The sequence below is a fragment of the Streptomyces gelaticus genome (assembly GCF_014649535.1).
In the GTDB taxonomy this organism is placed as follows: domain Bacteria; phylum Actinomycetota; class Actinomycetes; order Streptomycetales; family Streptomycetaceae; genus Streptomyces; species Streptomyces gelaticus.
This window is the reverse complement of sequence record NZ_BMTF01000020.1, coordinates 26,762-46,565: the sequence shown is the minus strand read 5'-3', so window position 1 is coordinate 46,565 and position 19,804 is coordinate 26,762. Positions and strand designations below refer to the sequence as shown.

General features: G+C 71.9%; 16 protein-coding genes. 12 read left to right on the top strand and 4 right to left on the bottom strand.

Going from position 1 to position 19,804, the window contains the following annotated elements:
* Positions 1-94: 94 nt before the first annotated feature.
* The 5 genes from IE107_RS25250 to IE107_RS25230 are packed head-to-tail and all read left to right on the top strand — an operon-like array spanning position 95 to position 5,196.
* Positions 95-979: an ABC transporter substrate-binding protein gene (locus IE107_RS25250; protein WP_189546542.1), complete on the top strand. Its 885-nt coding sequence runs from the start codon at positions 95-97 to the stop codon at positions 977-979.
* An 8-nt stretch (positions 980-987) separates the two neighbouring features.
* A complete protein-coding gene (locus IE107_RS25245; protein WP_189546540.1) occupies positions 988-1,962 on the top strand; it encodes an amino acid ABC transporter permease in 975 nt (324 codons plus the stop codon).
* The gene (locus tag IE107_RS25240; protein WP_189546538.1) at positions 1,959-2,732 is read left to right on the top strand and encodes an amino acid ABC transporter ATP-binding protein; all 774 of its coding nucleotides are present in this window, start codon (positions 1,959-1,961) and stop codon (positions 2,730-2,732) included. Before IE107_RS25245 ends, IE107_RS25240 begins: the two co-directional genes overlap by 4 nt.
* Complete coding sequence (locus IE107_RS25235; RefSeq protein ID WP_189546536.1) at positions 2,732-4,354, top strand: N-acyl-D-amino-acid deacylase family protein; 1,623 nt, start codon at positions 2,732-2,734, stop codon at positions 4,352-4,354. Before IE107_RS25240 ends, IE107_RS25235 begins: the two co-directional genes overlap by 1 nt.
* Positions 4,351-5,196: a serine hydrolase gene (locus tag IE107_RS25230; protein WP_189546534.1), complete on the top strand. Its 846-nt coding sequence runs from the start codon at positions 4,351-4,353 to the stop codon at positions 5,194-5,196. Before IE107_RS25235 ends, IE107_RS25230 begins: the two co-directional genes overlap by 4 nt.
* Before the next feature lie 54 nt (positions 5,197-5,250).
* Here IE107_RS25230 and IE107_RS25225 read toward each other — a convergent pair whose 3' ends face one another.
* Both IE107_RS25225 and lysA read right to left on the bottom strand, forming a co-directional pair.
* Positions 5,251-6,174 (bottom strand): LysR family transcriptional regulator, encoded by a 924-nt coding sequence (locus tag IE107_RS25225; protein ID WP_189546533.1) that lies wholly within the window; start codon positions 6,172-6,174, stop codon positions 5,251-5,253.
* A gap of 9 nt (positions 6,175-6,183) precedes the next feature.
* On the bottom strand, positions 6,184-7,536 hold the full coding sequence (gene lysA / locus IE107_RS25220; RefSeq protein ID WP_189546530.1) for a diaminopimelate decarboxylase: 1,353 nt from the start codon (positions 7,534-7,536) through the stop codon (positions 6,184-6,186).
* A gap of 247 nt (positions 7,537-7,783) precedes the next feature.
* On the opposite strand from lysA, the gene IE107_RS25215 reads away from it, so the two are divergent.
* Positions 7,784-10,030 carry an alpha-N-acetylglucosaminidase gene (locus tag IE107_RS25215; RefSeq protein WP_229867234.1) on the top strand — a complete coding sequence of 749 codons (2,247 nt, stop codon included), beginning with the start codon at positions 7,784-7,786 and terminating at the stop codon, positions 10,028-10,030.
* A 104-nt stretch (positions 10,031-10,134) separates the two neighbouring features.
* On the opposite strand, the gene IE107_RS25210 is transcribed toward IE107_RS25215, so the two are convergent.
* Positions 10,135-11,064 carry a carbohydrate kinase family protein gene (locus IE107_RS25210; RefSeq protein ID WP_189546526.1) on the bottom strand — a complete coding sequence of 310 codons (930 nt, stop codon included), beginning with the start codon at positions 11,062-11,064 and terminating at the stop codon, positions 10,135-10,137.
* A gap of 270 nt (positions 11,065-11,334) precedes the next feature.
* On the opposite strand from IE107_RS25210, the gene IE107_RS25205 reads away from it, so the two are divergent.
* The 3 genes from IE107_RS25205 (at position 11,335) to IE107_RS25195 (ending at position 15,254) form a co-directional block, all read left to right on the top strand.
* Positions 11,335-11,829 (top strand): DUF6643 family protein, encoded by a 495-nt coding sequence (locus tag IE107_RS25205; RefSeq protein ID WP_189546524.1) that lies wholly within the window; start codon positions 11,335-11,337, stop codon positions 11,827-11,829.
* A 224-nt stretch (positions 11,830-12,053) separates the two neighbouring features.
* Positions 12,054-12,662, top strand: a complete 609-nt coding sequence (locus IE107_RS25200; protein WP_189546523.1) for an Rv1733c family protein — start codon at positions 12,054-12,056, stop codon at positions 12,660-12,662.
* 153 nt (positions 12,663-12,815) lie between these two features.
* Positions 12,816-15,254, top strand: a complete 2,439-nt coding sequence (locus IE107_RS25195; RefSeq protein WP_189546521.1) for a right-handed parallel beta-helix repeat-containing protein — start codon at positions 12,816-12,818, stop codon at positions 15,252-15,254.
* On the opposite strand, the gene IE107_RS25190 is transcribed toward IE107_RS25195, so the two are convergent.
* A complete protein-coding gene (locus tag IE107_RS25190) occupies positions 15,224-17,620 on the bottom strand; it encodes a hypothetical protein (RefSeq protein WP_189546519.1) in 2,397 nt (798 codons plus the stop codon). The genes IE107_RS25195 and IE107_RS25190 overlap by 31 nt on opposite strands.
* Before the next feature lie 187 nt (positions 17,621-17,807).
* Here IE107_RS25190 and IE107_RS25185 point away from each other — a divergent pair, with 187 nt between their 5' ends.
* From IE107_RS25185 to IE107_RS25175, 3 genes are all read left to right on the top strand, one after another.
* Positions 17,808-18,644: a DeoR/GlpR family DNA-binding transcription regulator gene (locus tag IE107_RS25185; RefSeq protein ID WP_189546517.1), complete on the top strand. Its 837-nt coding sequence runs from the start codon at positions 17,808-17,810 to the stop codon at positions 18,642-18,644.
* Between the two features lie 87 nt (positions 18,645-18,731).
* A complete protein-coding gene (locus IE107_RS25180) occupies positions 18,732-19,184 on the top strand; it encodes an SRPBCC family protein (protein WP_189546515.1) in 453 nt (150 codons plus the stop codon).
* A gap of 117 nt (positions 19,185-19,301) precedes the next feature.
* Positions 19,302-19,781 carry an SRPBCC family protein gene (locus IE107_RS25175; protein WP_189546513.1) on the top strand — a complete coding sequence of 160 codons (480 nt, stop codon included), beginning with the start codon at positions 19,302-19,304 and terminating at the stop codon, positions 19,779-19,781.
* Positions 19,782-19,804: the final 23 nt, after the last annotated feature.

Here is a 19,804-nt window from a genome sequence, read left to right as displayed (position 1 = left end):
TTCGATGGTCAGGCATGAATAGCTTCATCATCTTCCGTTCACCGGGGCACGACTGCCAGCATCGGCGCACCGCCACCCCGTGAGGGAGAATCCGATGAATCGTCCCCGTTCTCTGCGCTGTCTGGCAGCCCTGGCCGTGGTTGCTCTCGCGGCCACTGCCTGTGGGCGTTCCGGTCAGAGCGACGCCCCGTCCTCAACCGCGTCACAGGCCGCCTCCGGCCGGACCGCGGCCGAGCTGTTGCCCGCTCAGTTCCGGCAGAAGGGTGTGCTCCGGGTGGCCACCGCGGTCGGCTACCCGCCGATGGAGATGTACGAGCCCGGCACCACCCGGCTCACCGGTGTCGACCCCGATCTGGCCAAGGCCATCGCCGGGCGGCTCAAGCTGAAGCTGGAACTCACCAATGCCGCCTTCGACGGACTGATCCCCGGCCTGGAGTCCGGACGGTTCGACCTGGTCATGTCGTCCATGACCGACAGTGCGCAGCGGCGCCAGGCGGTCGACTTCGTCGACTACTTCCGCACCGGCGGCGTCATCATGACGAAGCAGGGCAACCCGCAGGGCATCAAGTCCCTCGCGGACCTCTGCGGAAAGACCGTCGTCCTCGCCAAGGGCAGCTCCAACCTCCACATCGGCGAGGAACAGAACGCCAAGTGCCAGGAGAAGATGCGGATCTCGCAGAGCGAGGACGCACCGACCGGGCTGCTGCAACTGGACAGCGGACGCGCGGTCGCGACCATCGTCGACTATCCCGTCGCCAAGATGTTCACCAAGAAGAGCAGCTCGTACGAGGTCCTGCCGGAGCAGTACGGCACCGCCCCCTGGGGCATCGCCTCCGCGAAGAGCCAGAGCGGACTGCGCGACGCCGTCCACAAGGCCCTGCAGGAACTCATCGACAACGGCGACTACAAGAAGATCCTCGACACCTGGGCGGTCGGCGACAGCGCCGTGCCCAAGGCGACCGTCAACGACGGGCAGTGAGAACGGACATGAACCACCAGAAAATACCCGGGCCCGCCCTCGGCGGAGCACCGGATGCCGACCGCACCGACAAGACACCCCTGGAGGACGACCTCTCCCTCCAGGTGACCGGACGCCCGCGTCCCGGGCGCTGGCTCGCGGTCCTGACCGCCATCCTGTTCGCGGTGTGGCTCGCCTACACCGTCATCGTCAATCCGAATCTGCACTGGGACATCGTCGCCAAGTACCAGTTCGACGGCGTGATCCTCAAGGGCCTCGGGGTGACCATCCAGCTCACCCTCGTCTCGATGGCTCTCGGCATCGCCATCGGGGTCGTCGTCGCGGTGATGCAGCTGTCCGACAGCCCCGTCCTGCGTCTCACCGCCGGTGCCTACACCTGGTTCTTCCGGGGCACCCCGCTGCTGGTCCAGCTCATCTTCTGGTTCAACCTGGCCCTGCTGTTCCCCGTGATCAGCATCGGAATCCCGTTCGACGGCCCCAAACTCGTCAGCTGGCAGTCCAACCAGGTGATCACCGGGTTCGTGGCCGCGCTCCTCGGTCTCTCCATCAACGAGGGCGCCTACATGGCCGAGATCGTGCGGGCCGGCATTCAGAGTGTGGATCCCGGACAGCGCGAGGCGGGAGCCTCCATCGGGATGTCGAACCGTCAGATCCTGTCCCGGATCATCCTCCCGCAGGCAATGCGGGTCATCATCCCGCCGTTCGGCAACCAGTTCATCTCCATGCTCAAGACGACCTCGCTGGTCTCGGTCATCGCAGGCGCCGATCTGATGACCGTCTCCCAGCACCTCTATCTCGCCAACTTCGAAGTCGTCGCACTGCTCCTGGTGGCCTCGATCTGGTACCTCGTACTGACCACGATCGCCAGCATCGGCCAGCACGCCGTCGAGCGACGCTACAGCCCCGGTACCGCTCCCGTGCTGCGGAGCAGGATCCTGGCCAATCTCCGGCCCGGACGCGCCAAGAAGGGAGCGGCGGCATGAACGACGTGATCCTCAGGGCCCGCGGGGTCCGCAAACGGTTCGGTGACACCGAGGTGCTGAAGGGCATCGACCTCGACGTCCGCAGCGGTGAGGTGCTCTGTGTCATCGGCCCCTCCGGGTCCGGGAAGTCCACACTGCTGCGCTGCTTCAACCACCTCGAGCGGATCGACGCGGGGCGGGTGTGGATGGACGGTGAGCTGGTCGGCTACGAACAGCACGGCCCGTCCGGCCGGGTGCTGCGCGAGCGACGCGCCCGGGACGTGCGGCGCCAGCGCGAACGGATCGGCATGGTGTTCCAGCGGTTCCACCTGTTCCCGCACCGCACAGCGGTGCAGAACGTGATGGAGGGTCCGGTCGCCGTCAAGGGACGGCCCCGTGCGCAGGCCGAGGAGCAGGCCCGCAAACTGCTGGCCGATGTCGGTCTCGCCGACCGGGCGGACCACTACCCGGGGCAGCTGTCCGGCGGGCAGCAGCAGCGCGTGGCGATCGCCCGCGCGCTGGCCATGGAACCCGCCCTCATGCTCTTCGACGAACCCACCTCCGCTCTCGATCCCGAACTCGTCGGCGAGGTGCTCGGCGTCATGCGCGACCTGGCCCGCAGCGGTATGACGATGGTCGTGGTCACCCACGAGATGGGCTTCGCCCGTGAGGTCGCCGACCGGGTCCTGTTCATGGACCGGGGCGCCGTCGTCGAGGCCGGGAGCCCCGACCTGTTGTTCACCGACCCGCAGCACGAGCGCACGCGGGCCTTCCTGTCGACGGTGCTGTGATGGGCCGCCCCCTCGATCTGCTGCTGCGCGGCGGCACACTCGTGGACGGAACCGGAGCGCCCGCCCGGGAAGCGGACATCGCGGTGGTGGACGGACGGATCGCCGTGCTCCCCGCCGGCGCCCCCGCCACGGCCGCCGAGACCCTGGACGTGGCCGGGCGGGTCGTCGCGCCCGGCTTCATCGATGTGCACACGCACTCCGACGCCCTCGCGGCGCCGCACGGAGCCGATGGTGGTGCCGCGGAGGCCGACGACGGTCTCCGTCTCGCTCCGCTGCTCCAGGGCGTCACCACGGAGATCTGCGGCAACTGCGGGACCAGCCTGTTCCCCTCGCTCCCCGAGCGACTGCCGGAACTCGCCGAGCATCTCCGGGTGACGTTCGGGCTCGGCCCGGTGCGGCCCGCCGTGGCCTTCGACGAGTTCGCCGCCGGACAGGACCCGGCTCTGCGCCACACCCACATCGCCTCGCTGGTCGGCCACGGCACGCTGCGCGCCGGAGTGATGGGATTCGAGGCCCGGCCGCCCCGGCCGGACGAACTGGACGCCATGTGCGCGCTGCTGGACCGGGCACTGGCCCAGGGGGCGGCCGGTCTGTCCACCGGGCTGATCTACCCTCCCGGCACCTATGCCGACACCGAGGAGATCGTCGCGCTGGCCGGGGTCGCCGCCCGGCACGGCAAGCCCTACGTCACCCACCTGCGCGACGAGATGTCGCAGGTGGAGTCCGCCCTGGAAGAAGCCCTGGAGATCGCGGTGCGCTCCGGCGCCCCGTTGCAGATCTCCCACCACAAGACCGCGGGCCGGCACGCCTGGGGCGCCACACTGCGCACCCTGCCCCGGCTGGAACGGGCCCGCGCCGAAGGCGTGGACGTGCTGTGCGACGTGTATCCGTACACGGCGGGAAGCACCGTCCTGCACGCCATGCTGCCCCCGTGGGCGAGTGAGGGCGGCGTCGGCGCGCTGCTGGAGCGGCTGCGCCGCCCCGAGACGCGCGACCGGATCAAGGCGGACATCGCCCAGGGCGTCGAGGGGTGGGAGAACACCGTGGGAAACGGTGGCTGGGACCTCATTTCGGTGGCCGCCGCGCAGACGCATCCCGAGGCCGAGGGGCGCACCATCGCCGACCTCGCGGCCGAGCGCGGCATCCATCCGGTCGACCAGGCCTGCGATCTCCTGCTGGCCGAGCAGGGTGAAGTGACCATCATCAGTCATTCCATGCGCGAGGACGACGTCCGCCGGGTCCTCGCCAGCCCGCTGTCGATGATCGGCTCGGACGGCGTGCCCAAACCCGGCCGGCCGCATCCGCGCTGGGCGGGAAGCTTCGCCCGGGTGCTCGGCCGCTACACCCGCGACGAGCAACTGCTCCCGCTGGAGAGCGCGGTGCACAAGATGACCGGACTGCCCGCCCGGCGGTTCGGCCTCACCGGCCGCGGCGTGGTCCGCGACGGCGCGGTCGCCGATCTGGTCGTCCTCGACCCGGCGTCGGTACGCGACACCGCCGACTTCGACCGCCCCCTGCTGACGCCCGAAGGCATCGATACCGTCGTGGTGTCGGGGCAGGTCGCGGCACGAGACGGCCGCCCGACGTCGGCGCGGGCGGGAGAAGTGGTGAGGATCCGATGAGTCTGGCCCAAGTGGCCGCGGCGGCCCGGCGTTCGGCCGCGCTGCCGCTCACCCTGGCCGTCGCCGCCGTCGACATCGACGGCGGCGGCACCGTGGGGGTGGACGAGCGCACCGTACTGCCGGTGGCGTCCGCCTCGAAGCTGCTGCTGCTCGCCGAGGTCGCGCACCGGCTGGACACCGGGGCACTGCCCGCCGACCGTGTCGTGGAGGTCCTCGACGAGGACGTGGCGGAGGGCACCGGTCTGCTGCGCCGGCTGAGCGGGCGCGGCTGGACCGTCGAGGATCTGGCCTGGCTGACGGCCTCGGTGAGCGACAACACCGCGACCAACGCGCTGTTGCGCCTCGTGGGGCGCGAGTCCACGGCCCGGCTCGCACAAGAGCTCGGGCTCGATCACCTCACGCTGCACGACAAGGTCCGCGACGTCCGGGGCCCGGACGTGCCGCCCGTCTTCGCCACCGGCACCGCACAGGATCTGGCGCGGCTGGTGACGCACGCGGTGCGCGGCACCATGAGCTGCCCGGCGGCCTCCGCCCGGCTGCTGCGCTGGATGCGCGCCAACACCGACCACGGCCTGGTCCCCGCACTGATCGACCACGACCCGTACGCCCCGGGCTTTCCCGAGCGGCTGCGCGACGGGCTCCTGGTGGCCAACAAGACCGGCACCGACACCGGGGTCCGGGCCGATGCCGGTGTCATCGTCGGCAGGCGACGGCTGGCATACGCGGTGCTGGCGCACTGGGACACGGCGCTGGGCCCGAGCACCGAGCGGGCCGCCGTGCATGCCATCCGGGACGTGGGGCGGACCCTCGCGGCCTGTGCCGGGCGCCGGACCGCCGATTGAGCCACGGGAACCGGCCGGGGCCCCGGCCGCGCGTGGGCGTGACCGGTGCGCCGGTCACGCCCACTGCACCTCCAGCAGCGACCGGATCTCCTCGGCGGCCGACCGCAGGTCCGCGAGGAAGATCCGCAGCAGCGGATTGCGGTTGGTGGGCCGGGTGGCGACGCCGATGCGCCGGTGCAGCCTGGGGTGGTCCAGACGGCAGACGTGCACGCCGGCGGTGTCGCCGAGCCCGAGGGCCGGGACGAGAGCGATGCCCATGCCGGCGCGGGCCAGGTTGATCGTGACCTGGTAATGATCGCTGCGGCAGCGGACCCGGGGGCGGAAGCCCTCTGCCGCACACGCGCGTTCCAGCACCGGTTCGCCGGTGTGGCCGCCGTGCGTACCGATCCAGCTCTCCCCTTCCAGGGCGGCCAGCCGGACCGAGGCGTGCCGCCCGAGGCGGTGCCGCAGGGGAAGGACCACCAGCTGCGGCTCGTCGAAGAACATCTCCACGTCCACGGTCGCCTGCCGGCACCAGGGATCGAGCGGATGCTCGAAGACCACCGCGGCGTCGAGCCGGCCGGCCTCCAGGTCCGGCACCAGTTCGTGCGGCTGCCCGAGGATCAGCTCCAGCTCGACCTGGGGCCGGTTCGCCGCGAACGCCGACAGGGCCCGGGGCAGCAGCTCCAGGCCCGAGGAGGCGAAGAAACCCAGTCGCAGGACCCCGGCCTCGCCCTCGGAGTGCGCCCGCAGGTCGTCCCGGGCCACGGCCATCAGGTCGGCGACCGCCTGTGCGTGCTCGGCCAGTCGCACCCCGGCCGCGGTCAGCCGCAGGCTCTGCGGCTGACGTTCCACCAGGGCCACTCCCAGCTCCTGCTCCAGCCGGGCGAGCTGATGCGAGATCGCGGAGGGGCTCAGATGCAGCGCCTGGGCCGCGGCCACGATGGTGCCGGTACGGGCGATCTCCAGCAGGACGAGCAGTCGGGCACTGTTCAGCATCGGCTCAGGTTAGGCCGTGCCGGCGCGCTGCGCCGCTCCGGCGCCGGTCCCCACCGTCCGGGTCGGCTCCGGGAACCCGGCGGGCTCGTCCACGTCCAGGCGCAGCAGGTCCTCCTCGGTCTCCCGACGCACCACGATTCGGGCGCGGCCGTCGCGCACGAAGACGACGGCGGGGCGCGGCAGCTTGTTGTAGTTGGAGGCCATGGCATATCCGTAGGCACCGGTGACCGGCGTGGCCAGGAGGTCGTCCACCGCCACGTCGGCGGGCAGGGCGGCGTCGTCGACGATCACGTCACCGCTCTCGCAGTGCTTGCCGACCAGCCGTGCCCGCATGGGCCGGGGAGCGCGCGGGCTGCGCGGCAGGAACACCTCGTAGCGGCTGCCGTACAGGGCGGGTCGCAGGTTGTCGCTCATCCCGCCGTCCACACCGATGTACGTCCGCACGCCCTCGATCCGCTTGATCGTGCCCACCCGGTAGAGGGTCAGCCCGGCGCGGGCGGCGATGGAACGGCCGGGCTCCACGGTCACCGAGGAGCCCCAGCCCGCGTCGCGTACCGCGGTCCGCACCCGGGCAGCCCATTCGGCGAACGACGGTGGGGTCTGTCCCGCCTCGTACGCGACGCCGAGGCCGCCGCCGACCGTGAGCCGGTCCATCCGGGTGTCGGCGGCGAACCGGGCGACGGCGGCGGCGCCGGCCGCGAGCTCTGCGGTGTCCAGCACCTGCGAGCCCACATGCGCGTGGACGCCTTCCAGGATCATCGCCGGGGAACCGGCGGCCCGGCGCACGGCGGCCGCCGCGGTTCCGCCGGCGAGGCCGAAGCCGAACTTCGAGTCGTTGCCGCCGGTACGGATCGCCTCGTGCGCGCCGGCGGCCACTCCGGGCGCCACCCGCAGCTGGATCCGGGCGGGCGGCAGGTGTTCCTCGGCGTGCAGGCGCTCGATGCGGTCCATCTCGTCGAAGCTGTCGACCACCACGTGCCGCACCCGGGCGGACATGGCCGTGCGCAGTTCCGCCGCGTCCTTGTTGTTGCCGTGCAGGACGATCCGGTCGGCGGGCACCCCGGCGTGCAGCGCGACCCGCAGCTCGCCGCCGGAGGCGACATCGAGCAACAGCCCTTCTTCGTGGGCCAGCCGGGCCATGGCCGTGCACAGGAACGCCTTGGAGGCGTAGGCGACGTTGTCCCGGCCGAAGGCGGCGACCGCGTCCCGGCAGCGCCGGCGCAGATGCTCCTCGTCGTACACGAAGAGAGGTGTTCCGAAACGCCTTGCCAGTTCGGTGAGCAGGACGCCACCGACGGCCAACCCTTCCGGACGTGTTTCGGATGTACCGGGCAGCAGGCCCGATTCGATGGCTGACGTCATGCGTTCCTCCCCGGAAGCCGGCTCGCAGCCATCCTGCGGCCTGCGCAGGGGGTCATAAAAGCGCATTCTTCTATGGCTGAGCGTCATGGTTTTCGATGCTCGCGCCGTGCTGCCGGTACGGGTGCGCCGCCCCGGCACGAGGCGGCCGGTGCGCATCCGCCCCGGTTCCGCCGGTTCCCGTGGGGGACCTGGTGGCCGCACCATGTTCCGGGCAAGCCCCGTATCCCTCCGTCGGACGAGGTCACCCTTGAGAAGCCTCACATCCTGGATCGTCGCCTGTTCGTCCGCTCTCGCCGTGCTGGTCACTGTGCCGGGCTCCGTCGCCGCCATGAGCCCTCCGGCCGGTGAACCGGCAGCCGCCTCCCGCGACAGGCCCGCCTTCGACCCCGCTCCGGCCGAGGCGGCGCTGCGGCGCCTGCTCCCGCACCACACCGGGCAGTTCGACCTCGTACCGACAGGCCGCCCCGCGTCCGGCGACTACTTCACCGTCTCCGGCGCCAAGGGCCGGGTCCGCATCCGGGGCACCAGCCCCGCCGTGCTGCTCAGCGGCGTCAACCACTACCTCAAGTACACGGCCCGGGTGGACATCGGCTGGCCGGGTGACAGCACCTCGAAGCTGCCGAAGAAGCTCCCGGCCCCCCTCGGCACGGTGCGCCGGGACGCCTCGGTCCCGCACAGGTTCGCCCTCAACGACACGGACGACGGCTATTCGGGGGCGTACCGGGACTGGGCCTCGTACGAGAAGCAGATCGACGTCCTCGCGCTGCACGGCATCAACGAGGTGTTCGTGCAGATGGGTGCGGACGCCGTGTACTACGACACCTTCCAGGAGTTCGGGTACGCAAAGAAGGAGCTCACGTCCTGGATTCCGGGCCCGGCGCACCAACCGTGGTGGCTGATGCAGAACATGTCCGGATTCGGCGGCCCGGTCAGCGAGAAGATGCTGGACCGGCGCGCCGCGCTCGGCCGCAGAATCGCCGACCGGCTGCGCCGGCTCGGCATGACACCGGTCCTGCCCGGCTACTACGGCACGGTGCCGCCCGGGTTCACCGACAGGAATCCCGCCGGGCCCGTGGTCCCGCAGGGCGACTGGGTCGGCTTCGAACGCCCGGACTGGCTGGATCCGCGCAGCGAACTGTTCCCGAAGGTGGCGGAGGCGTTCTACCGCCGTCAGCACGAGCGGTTCGGTGACTCGGCCATGTACAAGATGGATCTGCTGCACGAGGGCGGCACTCCCGGCGACGTACCCGTCAAGGACGCCGCAAAGGCCGTCATGGACGCCCTGCAGACGGCGCGTCCGGGCGCGACCTGGGTCCTGCTCGGCTGGCAGAGCAATCCGTCCACGCAGCTCATCGACGCGGTGGACAAGAGCAGACTGTTCATCGTCGACGGCCTGGCCGACCGCTACAACGGCCTGGACCGCGAGGCCTCATGGCACGGCGCGCCCTACGCCTTCGGGACCATCCCCAACTTCGGCGGCCACACCACGATCGGCGCCAACACCGCTGTCTGGGCAGCCCGGTTCGAGGAGTGGCGCACGAAGCCGGACAGCGCACTCCGGGGCATCGCCTATCTCCCGGAAGGCACCGGCGGCAACCCCGCCGCGTACGAGCTCTTCACCGAACTGGCCTGGCGCACTGGGGCATTGGACCACTCCGCCTGGTTCGCCGACTACGCCGGGCGACGCTACGGCGGTGCCGACCCGCATGCGGTCAGGGCCTGGGAACTCCTGCGCGCCGGCCCGTACAGCACTCCGTCCGGCACCTGGAGCGAGTCCCAGGACAGCCTCTTCACCGCGCGCCCCGGGCTGAGCGTCGGCACGTCGGCCAGCTGGAGCCCGCCCGCCATGCGGTACGACGCTTCGACGGTGCGGCAGGCACTGACGGAGCTGCTCCAAGTCGCCCCCGAACTACGGAAGTCGGACGCATACCGCTTCGATGTGGTGGACGTGGCCCGGCAGGCCCTGGCCAACCACAGCCGTACGCTGCTGCCGCAGATCAAGGCCGCGTACAAGGACAAGAATCTCGCCCTCTTCCGGCAGCGGGCCGCGGAGTGGAAGCGGGACCTCGCCCTGCTGGACCGGCTGCTGGCCACCGACCGGCGGTTCATGCTGGGGCCCTGGCTGAAGGACGCCAGGTCCTGGGGCAGCACCGACGCCGAGCGGTCCACCGCCGAGTTCGACGCCCGTTCGATCCTCACCACCTGGGGTCATCGCTCCGGCAGCGAGTCAGGTGGGCTGCGCGACTACGCGAACCGCGAATGGTCGGGGCTGATCCGCGACTTCTACGCCGAGCGGTGGACGCTCTACCTCGACTCCCTCGACACCGCCCTGGCCACCGGGCAGCTGCCGGCCGCCATCGACTGGTTCGAGCGGGACAACGCCTGGAACCTGGAGCACAAGAACTATCCGGTGGAGCCCATGGGCGACCCGGTGGCACTGGCCGAAGCCGTACGGGCATCGCTGCCGGAACCGGAGGCCCGCGCCGTGAAGTGACGGCGCTCGCCGACCGTGCGGGGTTCAGGGCTCTGGACCTCGGGGCTGAGGGCGGCGCCATGCCCCGTGGTGGAGGGGAGAAACGGCGCTCCGTCCGCCATGGACTACGGACTCCCGTCCGGGGCATGGTCCGATGCCAGCAGGACCTCCCGCCGGGCGAGGGCGGTGGAACCCGGTGCGGTGCAGGCGTACGCCCCCGCCACGGCTCCCAGGCGGGCGCATTCCAGTGGTTCCCGGCCCGCGAGCCTCCCGTACAGGAATCCGCAGACGTACGCGTCCCCCGCGCCGTTGGAGTCCACCACCGGTGCGGGCGGGACGGTCGCCGGGATGTGGTGCGGGGTGGAGCCGCCGTCCCGGGTGAGTACGTGGGAGCCGCCCGGGCCCGCCGTGGCGACCACGGTGTCGGCGCGGCCCTCGCGGAGGATCTCCCGCATCAGCGCGAAGGTGCCTTCGCCCGCGCCCGCCGCGCTGAGGAAGACGAGGTCGGAGCGGAGTGCGAACTCCCGGTGGTGGTCGGCCAGTCCGTCCCAGTCGTGCAGGTCCGTGGAGACGGGGACGCCGAGTTCCTCGATGTCGTCGTAGAGGAAGCGCGCGAAATTCATGATGGACAGATGGACGTGGCGGGTACGCCGCAGTCTCGGCAGGTAGAAATCCCGGGGCATTCTGAGGTCGGCCGGGTCGCGGGCGTCGTAGAACGACATCCGGCGTCCCGTCGCGTCCACCAGGTTCACGGCGCGGCGGGTGCCCGCCGAGGAAATCAGCGGGTCGAACTCCACGTCCCCCGCGGCCAGTCGCTCGCGCACCTGGGCACCGATCCAGTCGTCGCCGATGCAGTCGAGGAGCGCGACCCTCAGTCCGAGCGCCCGGGTACCAAGCGCCACGTTCCCTCCGGTGTGGCCCGGCCATTCCTCGATCGGCCCGACATGGACCGAGTCGGCGAACGGGACGGGCAGGGCGTCGACCCGCACGATGGTGTCCACCCCGCCGCCTCCGACGACCAGGACGTCGTACTCCGTGTGCTGTCGGGTCACCATGGGCCTCTCTGTTCCTGAGGCGGCCCAGTATGCCGTGGTCGGGAGCAGCGGCCCACGGCCGAGGTGCACGCCGGGCTCGTCGCCGTACTCGGCGAGCAGCTCGTGCTGCAAGCGGGCGTACTCACGGAGTTCGGGACACTCGAAAGCCCCCGTTGTTAACGGAACCTTTATCGGTGTTTTGGCAGGTCAGGCAGACAGAACCGGCGCAAATCGGATGACCCCAAGATTAGGTCTCCCCAACCAGCACATCGTGGGCTTAACTTAGGTGTCATGACCTCCCCCCGCTCCACCTACGGCGGCGGCTACTACGCCGCACCGTCGTTCCCCGACACTCCGATCTACGACTCCCTGGTCGCGGAGCGGGGCACCCCTCAGATCGCTCCGATCCGAGTGCCTGCCGCCTACGACACCGGCAACAGCCACCTGCCGGCGCTCCCGGCGGCTCTGCCGGCTCTTCCCGCGGCACCTTCCCAGCCCGGCCCGTCCTACGGCTACCCGCAGCCACCCGCTCAGCAGGGTTACGCGCCGATGCAGCCCGCGCAGTTGCAGCACGCCCCGGCGCCGTACATCCCGCAGCAGCCGACCGCGGCCCGCGGCGGGTATCAGGCGCCCTATCCGCAGCAACAGCAGCGGCCCGCGCCGGGCACCGGCTACGAGGCGATGCGTCCGGCGTCACCGCGCCCGGCGCCGGCACCTCGACCGGCCCCCGCGCCCTCGCCCTACGAGGACCCGTACAACCGCCCGTACCAGGGTCGGGGGTACTGAGCCGAAGGTCACGCACGGTCGCACGAAGTCGTCGTCGAGCCATGGGGACTCGACGGCGACTTCGCGCGTTCGCGCACCGGACGGGCCGTCAGTCCGGCTGGACCGGCGGGAAATCAGGGGGTGGTTCGCGCGTTGACCGGGGTGAAGTTGCTCTCTCTTCGCTCCTTCCGTGCGCGCAGCGTGCCGTATCAGGCTAAGACGGATACGGAAGGGGGTGCAGGACTGTGCGAGCGGTTACGGGTGTATGGCGCTGGCGGCACAATCCCCTGCGCCGCGCCACTGACCGGCGCGAGGCATGGGTGGCTCTGGTCGCGTTGCTGCTCATGGTGCTGGCGGCGCCGGCGCTGGGCTGGGTGTGCGGGGCGCACACCGACGACGCCCTCCAGAAGTCGGTGCGGGCCCAGTGGGCCGGGCGTCAGGCCACCACCGCGGTCGTGGAGCGCCGGACACCGCGAGGGCCGCGTTTCGTCACCGATCCCGAGGTGTCCTCGGAACGCGCCTCGCAGACCTCGGTGGTGGCGCGCTGGAAGGCCCCGGACGGCACGAACCGCCGCGGCACGGTGATGACCTCCTCCCGGAAGGCCGGCCCCGGTTCCGAGATCGAGATCTGGACAGACCCCGACGGCCGTCCCGTACCGCGCCCCATGGACGCCGCAACCGCCCGCACCCATGCGGTGCTGGCCGGGCTCGGGGCGACGCTGCTCGGTGTCGGACTGATCGAGAGCGTCCGGCAACTGACCGTCCGGCACATGATGCGACGGCGGTACGCCCGCATCGACCAGGAGTGGGCCAGGACCGGTCCGGACTGGGGCAGGACCGGAACCGGCAGCTGATCAGCTGCTGATCGGGGCAACTCCCGCCCGCCGCGCGCGCTACGGTGGACCGGCCCGCCCGCTCTTCCCGGTGGGCGGTCCCGTGATTCACCGCTGCCGGGAGGCCGGTGACACGGGCATCACACACGCACGAGGTGGGGGCACAACAGCGCCATGGCACAGGGCACGGTCCAGGTGACGCACACCGGAACATCGCGGTGGCGGCGCCGCACAGGCGAATACGCCACCCTCACCGCAGCCCTGGAGGCCGCGGCCGACGGTGACGTCCTCACCATCGCACCCGGCACCTACCGGGAGAATCTGGTCCTTCACCGCGCGGTGACCCTGCGCGGACCGGAGGGGTCCGTCGGGTCCGTGCGGATCGCCCCGGCCGACGGGGTGCCGCTGACCGTGCGGGCCTCCGCCGTCGTCGCGGACCTGCACGTGGAGGGCCAGGACTCGACGGCGCCCGCGCTGCTGGTCGAGGACGGCGCGGCGGAGATCGCGGACGTGCGGATCGTCACCCGTTCCGCCGCCGGGATCGAGGTGCGCGGTGCGGCTCGGCCGACCGTGCGCCGCTGCACTGTCGACAACCCCGCCGGGGTCGGCATCGCCGTACTCGACGGTGCGGGCGGCGTGTTCGAGGAGTGCGAGGTCGTCTCCGCCGGTCAGGCCGGTGTCTCGGTCCGCGACGGCGCGCATCCGCGGCTGGAGCGCTGCCGTGTCCACCATGCCTCGGGCGCGGGGCTGAACGTCAGCGGGGAGGGCAGCGGCCTGGAGGGCGTCGGCTGCGAGGTGTACGAGATCAAGGGCACCGGAATACAGGTGACCTCCCGGGCGTCCGCCCACCTCACCGACTGTACGGTGCACCGCACTTCGTCGGACGGCATCACGCTCGACACCGACGCCGTGCTGACGCTCGCCGACTGCGACATCCACGACATCCCGGAGAACGCGGTGGATCTGCGCTCCCGTTCGGTCCTCACGCTGACCCGCTCCACGGTGCGCCGCTTCGGCCGCAACGGCCTCTCGGTCTGGGATCCCGGCACCCGCGTCGACGCCAACCAGTGCGAGATCCACGACAGTACGGGCGACTACCCGGCGGTCTGGGTGAGCGACGGGGCGACCGTGATACTGGACTCCTGCCGGGTCCACGACGTACCGGACGCCATCTTCGTGCTCGACCGGGGCTCGCGCGCCGACGTCGTCGACAGCGATCTGTCCCAGGTCCGCAACACCGCGGTGTCGGTGAGCGACGGGGCGACCGCGCAGCTGGACGACTGCCGCATCCGTGAGGCGTCCACCGGTGCGTGGTTCCGCGACCACGGCAGCGGCGGCACTCTCAACAACTGCACCATCGACACCGCACAGACCGGAGTGATCGTCACCAAGGGCGCCGACCCGACGATCGAGCGCTGCACGGTCACCTCGCCCGCCGAAGCCGGTTTCTACGTCTCCGCCGAGGGTCGCGGCACGTTCAACAGCTGCCGGGTCACCGGCAGCGACGGCTACGGCTTCCATGTGATGGACGGCTGCCGTACGACGCTGACCCGTTGCCGGACCGAGCGGTGCGCGCGCGGCGGATACGAGTTCGCCGAGCCGGGCACCGCGCACGGTGACGGTCAGGGCACCGGCCCCGTCGTGGAGGACTGCACGAGCGACGAGAGCGCGCTGCGCTCCCCCGCTCCCCCGGCGCCCACCGTGCTGACGGCGACCCAGTCGGCCCCCGGGCTGCTCGGCGGGGTCCCGGGGCAGCGTGCCGTCGAGCCCGCCCCGGCCGAGGTGCCCGCCACCACGCCGGCACGTACGTCGGACGCGGTGCTCGGGGAACTGGACGCGCTGGTGGGCCTGGACAGCGTCAAGCGGGAGGTGCGCGCCCTCACCGACATGATCGAGGTGGGCCGCCGGCGCCAGGAGGCCGGGCTCAAGGCCGCGTCGGTCCGGCGCCATCTCGTCTTCACCGGCTCCCCCGGCACCGGCAAGACCACCGTGGCCCGGCTGTACGGCGAGATCCTCGCCTCGCTCGGGGTGCTGGAGCGGGGCCACCTGATCGAGGTGTCACGTGTCGATCTGGTCGGTGAGCACATCGGCTCGACCGCCATCCGCACCCAGGAGGCCTTCGACCGGGCGCGCGGCGGCGTGCTGTTCGTCGACGAGGCGTACGCCCTGTCGCCGGAGGACTCCGGCCGGGACTTCGGCCGGGAGGCGATCGACACGCTGGTGAAGCTGATGGAGGACCACCGGGACGCGGTGGTCGTCATCGTCGCCGGTTACACCCACGAGATGGAGCGGTTCCTCACCGTCAACCCCGGGGTGGCGTCCCGTTTCTCCCGGACCATCACCTTCAGCGACTACGAGCCCGCCGAGCTGCTGCGGATCGTGGAGCAGCAGTCCGACGAGCACGAGTACAGCCTGGCTTCCGGAACCGGGGAGGCACTGCTGAAGTACTTCACCGAGCTGCCCAAGGGTCCGGCGTTCGGCAACGGCCGCACCGCACGCCAGACCTTCGAGTCGATGGTGGAACGGCATGCGGGCCGGGTCGCCCAGCTCGCGGAGCCGAGCACGGACGACCTCACCCTGCTCTACCCCGAGGACTTGCCGGAACTGCCCTGAATGCGCGGGGCCTCGAAGCCGTCCTCCCCGCCGGTCTGGCGGGGCAGGACGGGGTCCAGTCGATCCAACAGCGCGGCCCGCTCCTGGGCGAAGACCGGGTCGGCCTGGTAGTCCGAGTGCCCCAGGACGGCTTCGGGCAGCGGATGTTCGGGGGTGCGCCCGTGGACCAGGGGGTCCTTCAACGGCCCGCGGTCCACCTCGGGCCCGGGTCCCTCGTCGAGCCGGACCCGGCCGCCGATCGGGTCGGTGGCCCGCCACAGATTGCGCCAGCAGTGCACGGACCGGTGCAGCGCGTGCAGCGGTCCGGGGCCGAAGTAGGCCGGGAACCAGCGCCCGTACAGTCGCTCGATCGGCGAGCCGTAGGTGAGCAGGGCGACCCGGCTGCGGGTGTGGGCGGGCAGTTGCCAGACCGCGGACGCCGCGAGGACGCTGCCCTGGGAGTGCCCGGAGATGACGAGCCGGCCGCGGGTGAGTCCGGTCCAGCCGGACATCCGTGATGCCAGGTCGGGGACGGCGCGCTCGGCATAGCAGGGTGGTGCGAAGGGGTGGGCGGCGCGCGGCCAGAACGTACCGACGTCCCAGAGGATGCCGATGGTGCGCCGGGCCGAGGCGTCGCGGTAGGCACGGCGGCCCCAGGTGACGAAGAGTATGAAGCCGAGTCCGACCATCCAGGAACCGGTCGACTGCGCGGCCTGGGCGACGGACTCGATGAACGCGCCGTTGCCCTTCATCGCGATCCCGGGCACCTCTCCGCTCAGCCAGGCCCCGCAGACCGCCCCCGCGCCGAGCAGCAGGGTGGCGCCGCAGACCGGGCCGAGGATCCAGGGCGCGGAGTCGGTGAGAGCGGCCGTGGCCCGGATCCGGGCGATCTGCCGGGTCCGGGCGGGATCCGGCCGCTCCTCCTCGTACTCCTGGTCGATGCGGGGCTCCAGGGCGCGGGCGGTCAGCCAGGTCCGGACGAGCAGCAGCAGCGCGGGTACGGCCAGCAGCACCAGGAGCACGGGGATGACCGACGCCTGCCAGCTGAGCAGCACGGGTGGTCCCTCGATGACGGAGCCCCGGCCCGTTCCGGGGGTGCCGGGGCCGTCGAGCCAGTCGGCGACACGCTGGGAGACCCCGCCGCTCATGACGCCGCCGAGGGCGCAGGCGAGCATGGCGACCACGGGCCCGCCGAGCCCGTGCATGACGGTGCGGGGTTCGGGGGTCCGGCGGTACAAGCCCAGTGACACCACGGCGAGTACGACGACGAGCAGCCCCTGGCCGAGGGTGATGACGCTGAAGACGAGGTCGCCGGGCAGGGCACCGGACGAGACCCAGTCGGGACGGGGCCAGCCCGCGTACACCGCGGCGAGGACGAGCAGGGCCAGGGCCGCGCCGGGCAGACAGGTGATCAGCGCGCGGTCGAGCCGGTTGTCGAGATGCCGTTCGCTGCGGCCCCGGCGACAGACCACCCAGAGCACCACGATCCCGCCCAGCACGAGTGCCGCCTCGATCAGCCGGCCGAGGATGCCGGGCACGGGGCCGGTGACGGAGCGGTCGTGGCGGGCCGCGGCGCCCGCGACCGACGCGGCGACGGTCAGGAATCCTGCGGCGGTGTGGGCGGCGCGCAGCCGGGCGACCAGCCTGCGGCCGTACCAGAATCCGGGCCGGCCGAGGGCGGGGCGGCCGACGGGCTCGGCGCCGGCCGATGAAGGCACGGGAGCCGGGTCGGGGTCGTCGTCGTCCGGTTCGGTCCCGGTGAGCGGGCGCTGTGACTCGTACGCGCTCCAGGTCCGGTTGGACAGGAACCAGAGGAGCACCACCACGGCGGTGGGCACCAGGGCGGCGAGGGCGAGCCTGCGGCCCGGCTGGGACCACCAGCCGCCCTGTGCCGTCGACAGGAAGCCCAGCCAGGACCGCTGGTTCGAGCAGTCCGGTACGCCGGCGCACTGCCAGGCCGTCAGATCGAGCGCGACCTCGCAGGCCGCCGCGGTCAGCAGGACCGTGAGGCTGAGCGCGACGAGCCGGACGAGGACGCCGTACAGGCGCACCGCGCGGGTGCGGGAGCGGGCGGTGGGACGCATCCAGTGGGCCAGGTTGACCACCATGAAGGGGAGCAACAGCAGCCACAGGGCGCGGGAGCCGTTGCCGGAGGTCAGGTTGGACCAGCAGTAGGCCTCGGGAATGGGCCGGTCGCGGTACCGCTCGGGGTGCTGCTCGGCGTCCGTGTCCTCGGCCCGCCGGTAGATGGCGGCGGTCACGTCGCCGGTGATGCGGACCGTGCGGGGGTCGTCGAGCATCTCCTGAGGGGTGGCGCCGCCCACGCCGTGGACCAGCAGTTCCAGCGCGGGCCCCGGACTCTGCGGGGCCTGGGTGGCAGGTGGCACTGGAGTGACTCGCTCTCTCGGTTGTGGGGGGAAGGTTGATGCCTGGTCACCAGAATCGTGGCAGAGGGCCGGTGGCCGCACCGCTCTCACGGAATCTCCCCAGTGCGGCGGCCGCCGACACCGCGTGGCAGGATGAGCCCGTTCGCAGAGACTGCAGCACGGCCAGAGGGAAGGACCGGACCCGGCGTTGAGCGAGAATCAGAACCTGCTCGCGGAGCAGCGGCGCGCCCTGATCCTCGACGAAGTGCGCAGGCGCGGCGGGGTCCGGGTCAACGAGCTGACCCGGAAACTGAACGTCTCCGACATGACGGTCCGCCGCGACCTGGACGCCCTGGCCCGCCAGGGGGTCATCGAGAAGGTGCACGGCGGGGCCGTTCCGGTGGTCGAGGCCAGTACGCACGAGCCCGGGTTCGAGGCCAAGTCGGCCCTGGAGCTGACCGCCAAGGAGGACATCGCGCGGGCGGCGGCGGCCATGGCCGTGCCCGGCAGCGCGATCGCGCTCTCCGGCGGCACGACGACATACGCGCTCGCCCAGCAGCTGCTGGACGTACCGGATCTGACGGTCGTGACCAACTCGGTGCGGGTCGCCGACGTCTTCCACGCCGCCCAGCGGTCGGGGGGCACGGCCGGGACACGGCCCGGGGCCGCCACGGTGGTGCTCACCGGTGGGGTGCGGACTCCCTCGGACTCGCTGGTCGGTCCGGTCGCCGATCAGGCGATCGCCTCCCTCCACTTCGATGTGCTGTTCCTCGGGGTGCACGGGATCTCGGCGGAGGCCGGGCTCTCGACGCCGAATCTGGCGGAGGCCGAGACCAACCGCCGTTTCGTCCAGTCGGCCCGGCGGGTGGTGGTGGTCGCCGACCACACCAAGTGGGGCACCGTGGGCCTGAGTTCGTTCGCGACGCTGGAGCAGGTGGACACGTTCGTGACGGACGCGGGGCTGTCGGCCGCCGCCCGTGAGGAGATCGAGGAGCAGCTGCCGGGCCTGGTGGTGGCGGGCCGGACCGGGGACGCCGGCGCCTGAGCCGTCGGGCCGGGCGCGGATTCCGTTCGGCTCGCGCGGGGCGGTGCGCGGGGCCGGGACCTTGTGGCGAGCCCTTAGGATCGTGGCGTGGCCGTCTTCCGGATCGAGCGTTTCACCTCTCTCCCCGCCGCCGAGTCCTGGCGCCGGGTGACGGACTGGGAACGGCACGCCGCACACGTACCGCTGACCACGATCACCGTCCCCACGGGTCTGCCGACCGGGGTCGGGACCGTCTTCGTGGCGCGCACGGGCGTGGGTCCGCTGGGGTTCGACGATCCGATGGAAGTGGTGCGGTGGACACCGCCGGCCGGCGGGCGCGCGGGGCTGTGCCGGCTGGAGAAGCGCGGCTCGCTGGTGCTGGGCCGGGCGTCGATCGATGTGTATCCGACGGATTCCGGATCCCATGTGGTATGGGTGGAGGAGCTGGGCGTACGGCTGCTGCCGCGGTGGGGGGACCCGCTGATCGCCGGGGCGGGCCGCCGGATCTTCGGCCGGGTGCTCGACAGCATGCTGGACCGCCCGGCGCGGCACCGTCCGTAGCGGGCGATCCGGTGCGGACGGTGCTCCTGACGTACGCACGAACGGCGACACCTGACGATGTGTCAGCTATGGTGTGCGCGACCCCGTCCGCCGCCGACCGCACGGGAGGTGCGTTCCATGCCACGCCGACTCCGCTCCGTGGACGTCGAGTTCACAGAAACCGCTCCGCTGCGGCTGGTCTTCGCCGCCGAGGTGTCCGCCGCCCCCGAGGACGTCTACCGCGCCCTCGCCGATGACGTACCGGGCTGGCCGGGCTGGTTCACGGCGGTGACGGCCGCCCGGCCCACCGCGGGCGGTGCGGGCCGCGAGGTCCGGCTCAAGGGCGGCTTCGTGATCAGCGAGACGATCATGGCGGCGGAGCCCGGCAAGCGGTACGCCTACCGGGCCGACCGGACCAACGCCCCTGGCATGCGGGCCCTGTTGGAGGAGTGGCGGCTCACCCCGGCCGGTACCGGGACGCGGGTGCGGTGGACGTTCGCCGCCGACGGCTCCGCACCCTTCCGCCTCGCCCTGCGGCTGGCCCGGCCGGGGATGGGCCGCTCCTTCCGGGACGCGGTGCGCAATCTCGACCGGCGGCTGACCGGGTCCGCGGCGTGAGCGCCGCCGCACCGGGCGGGCCG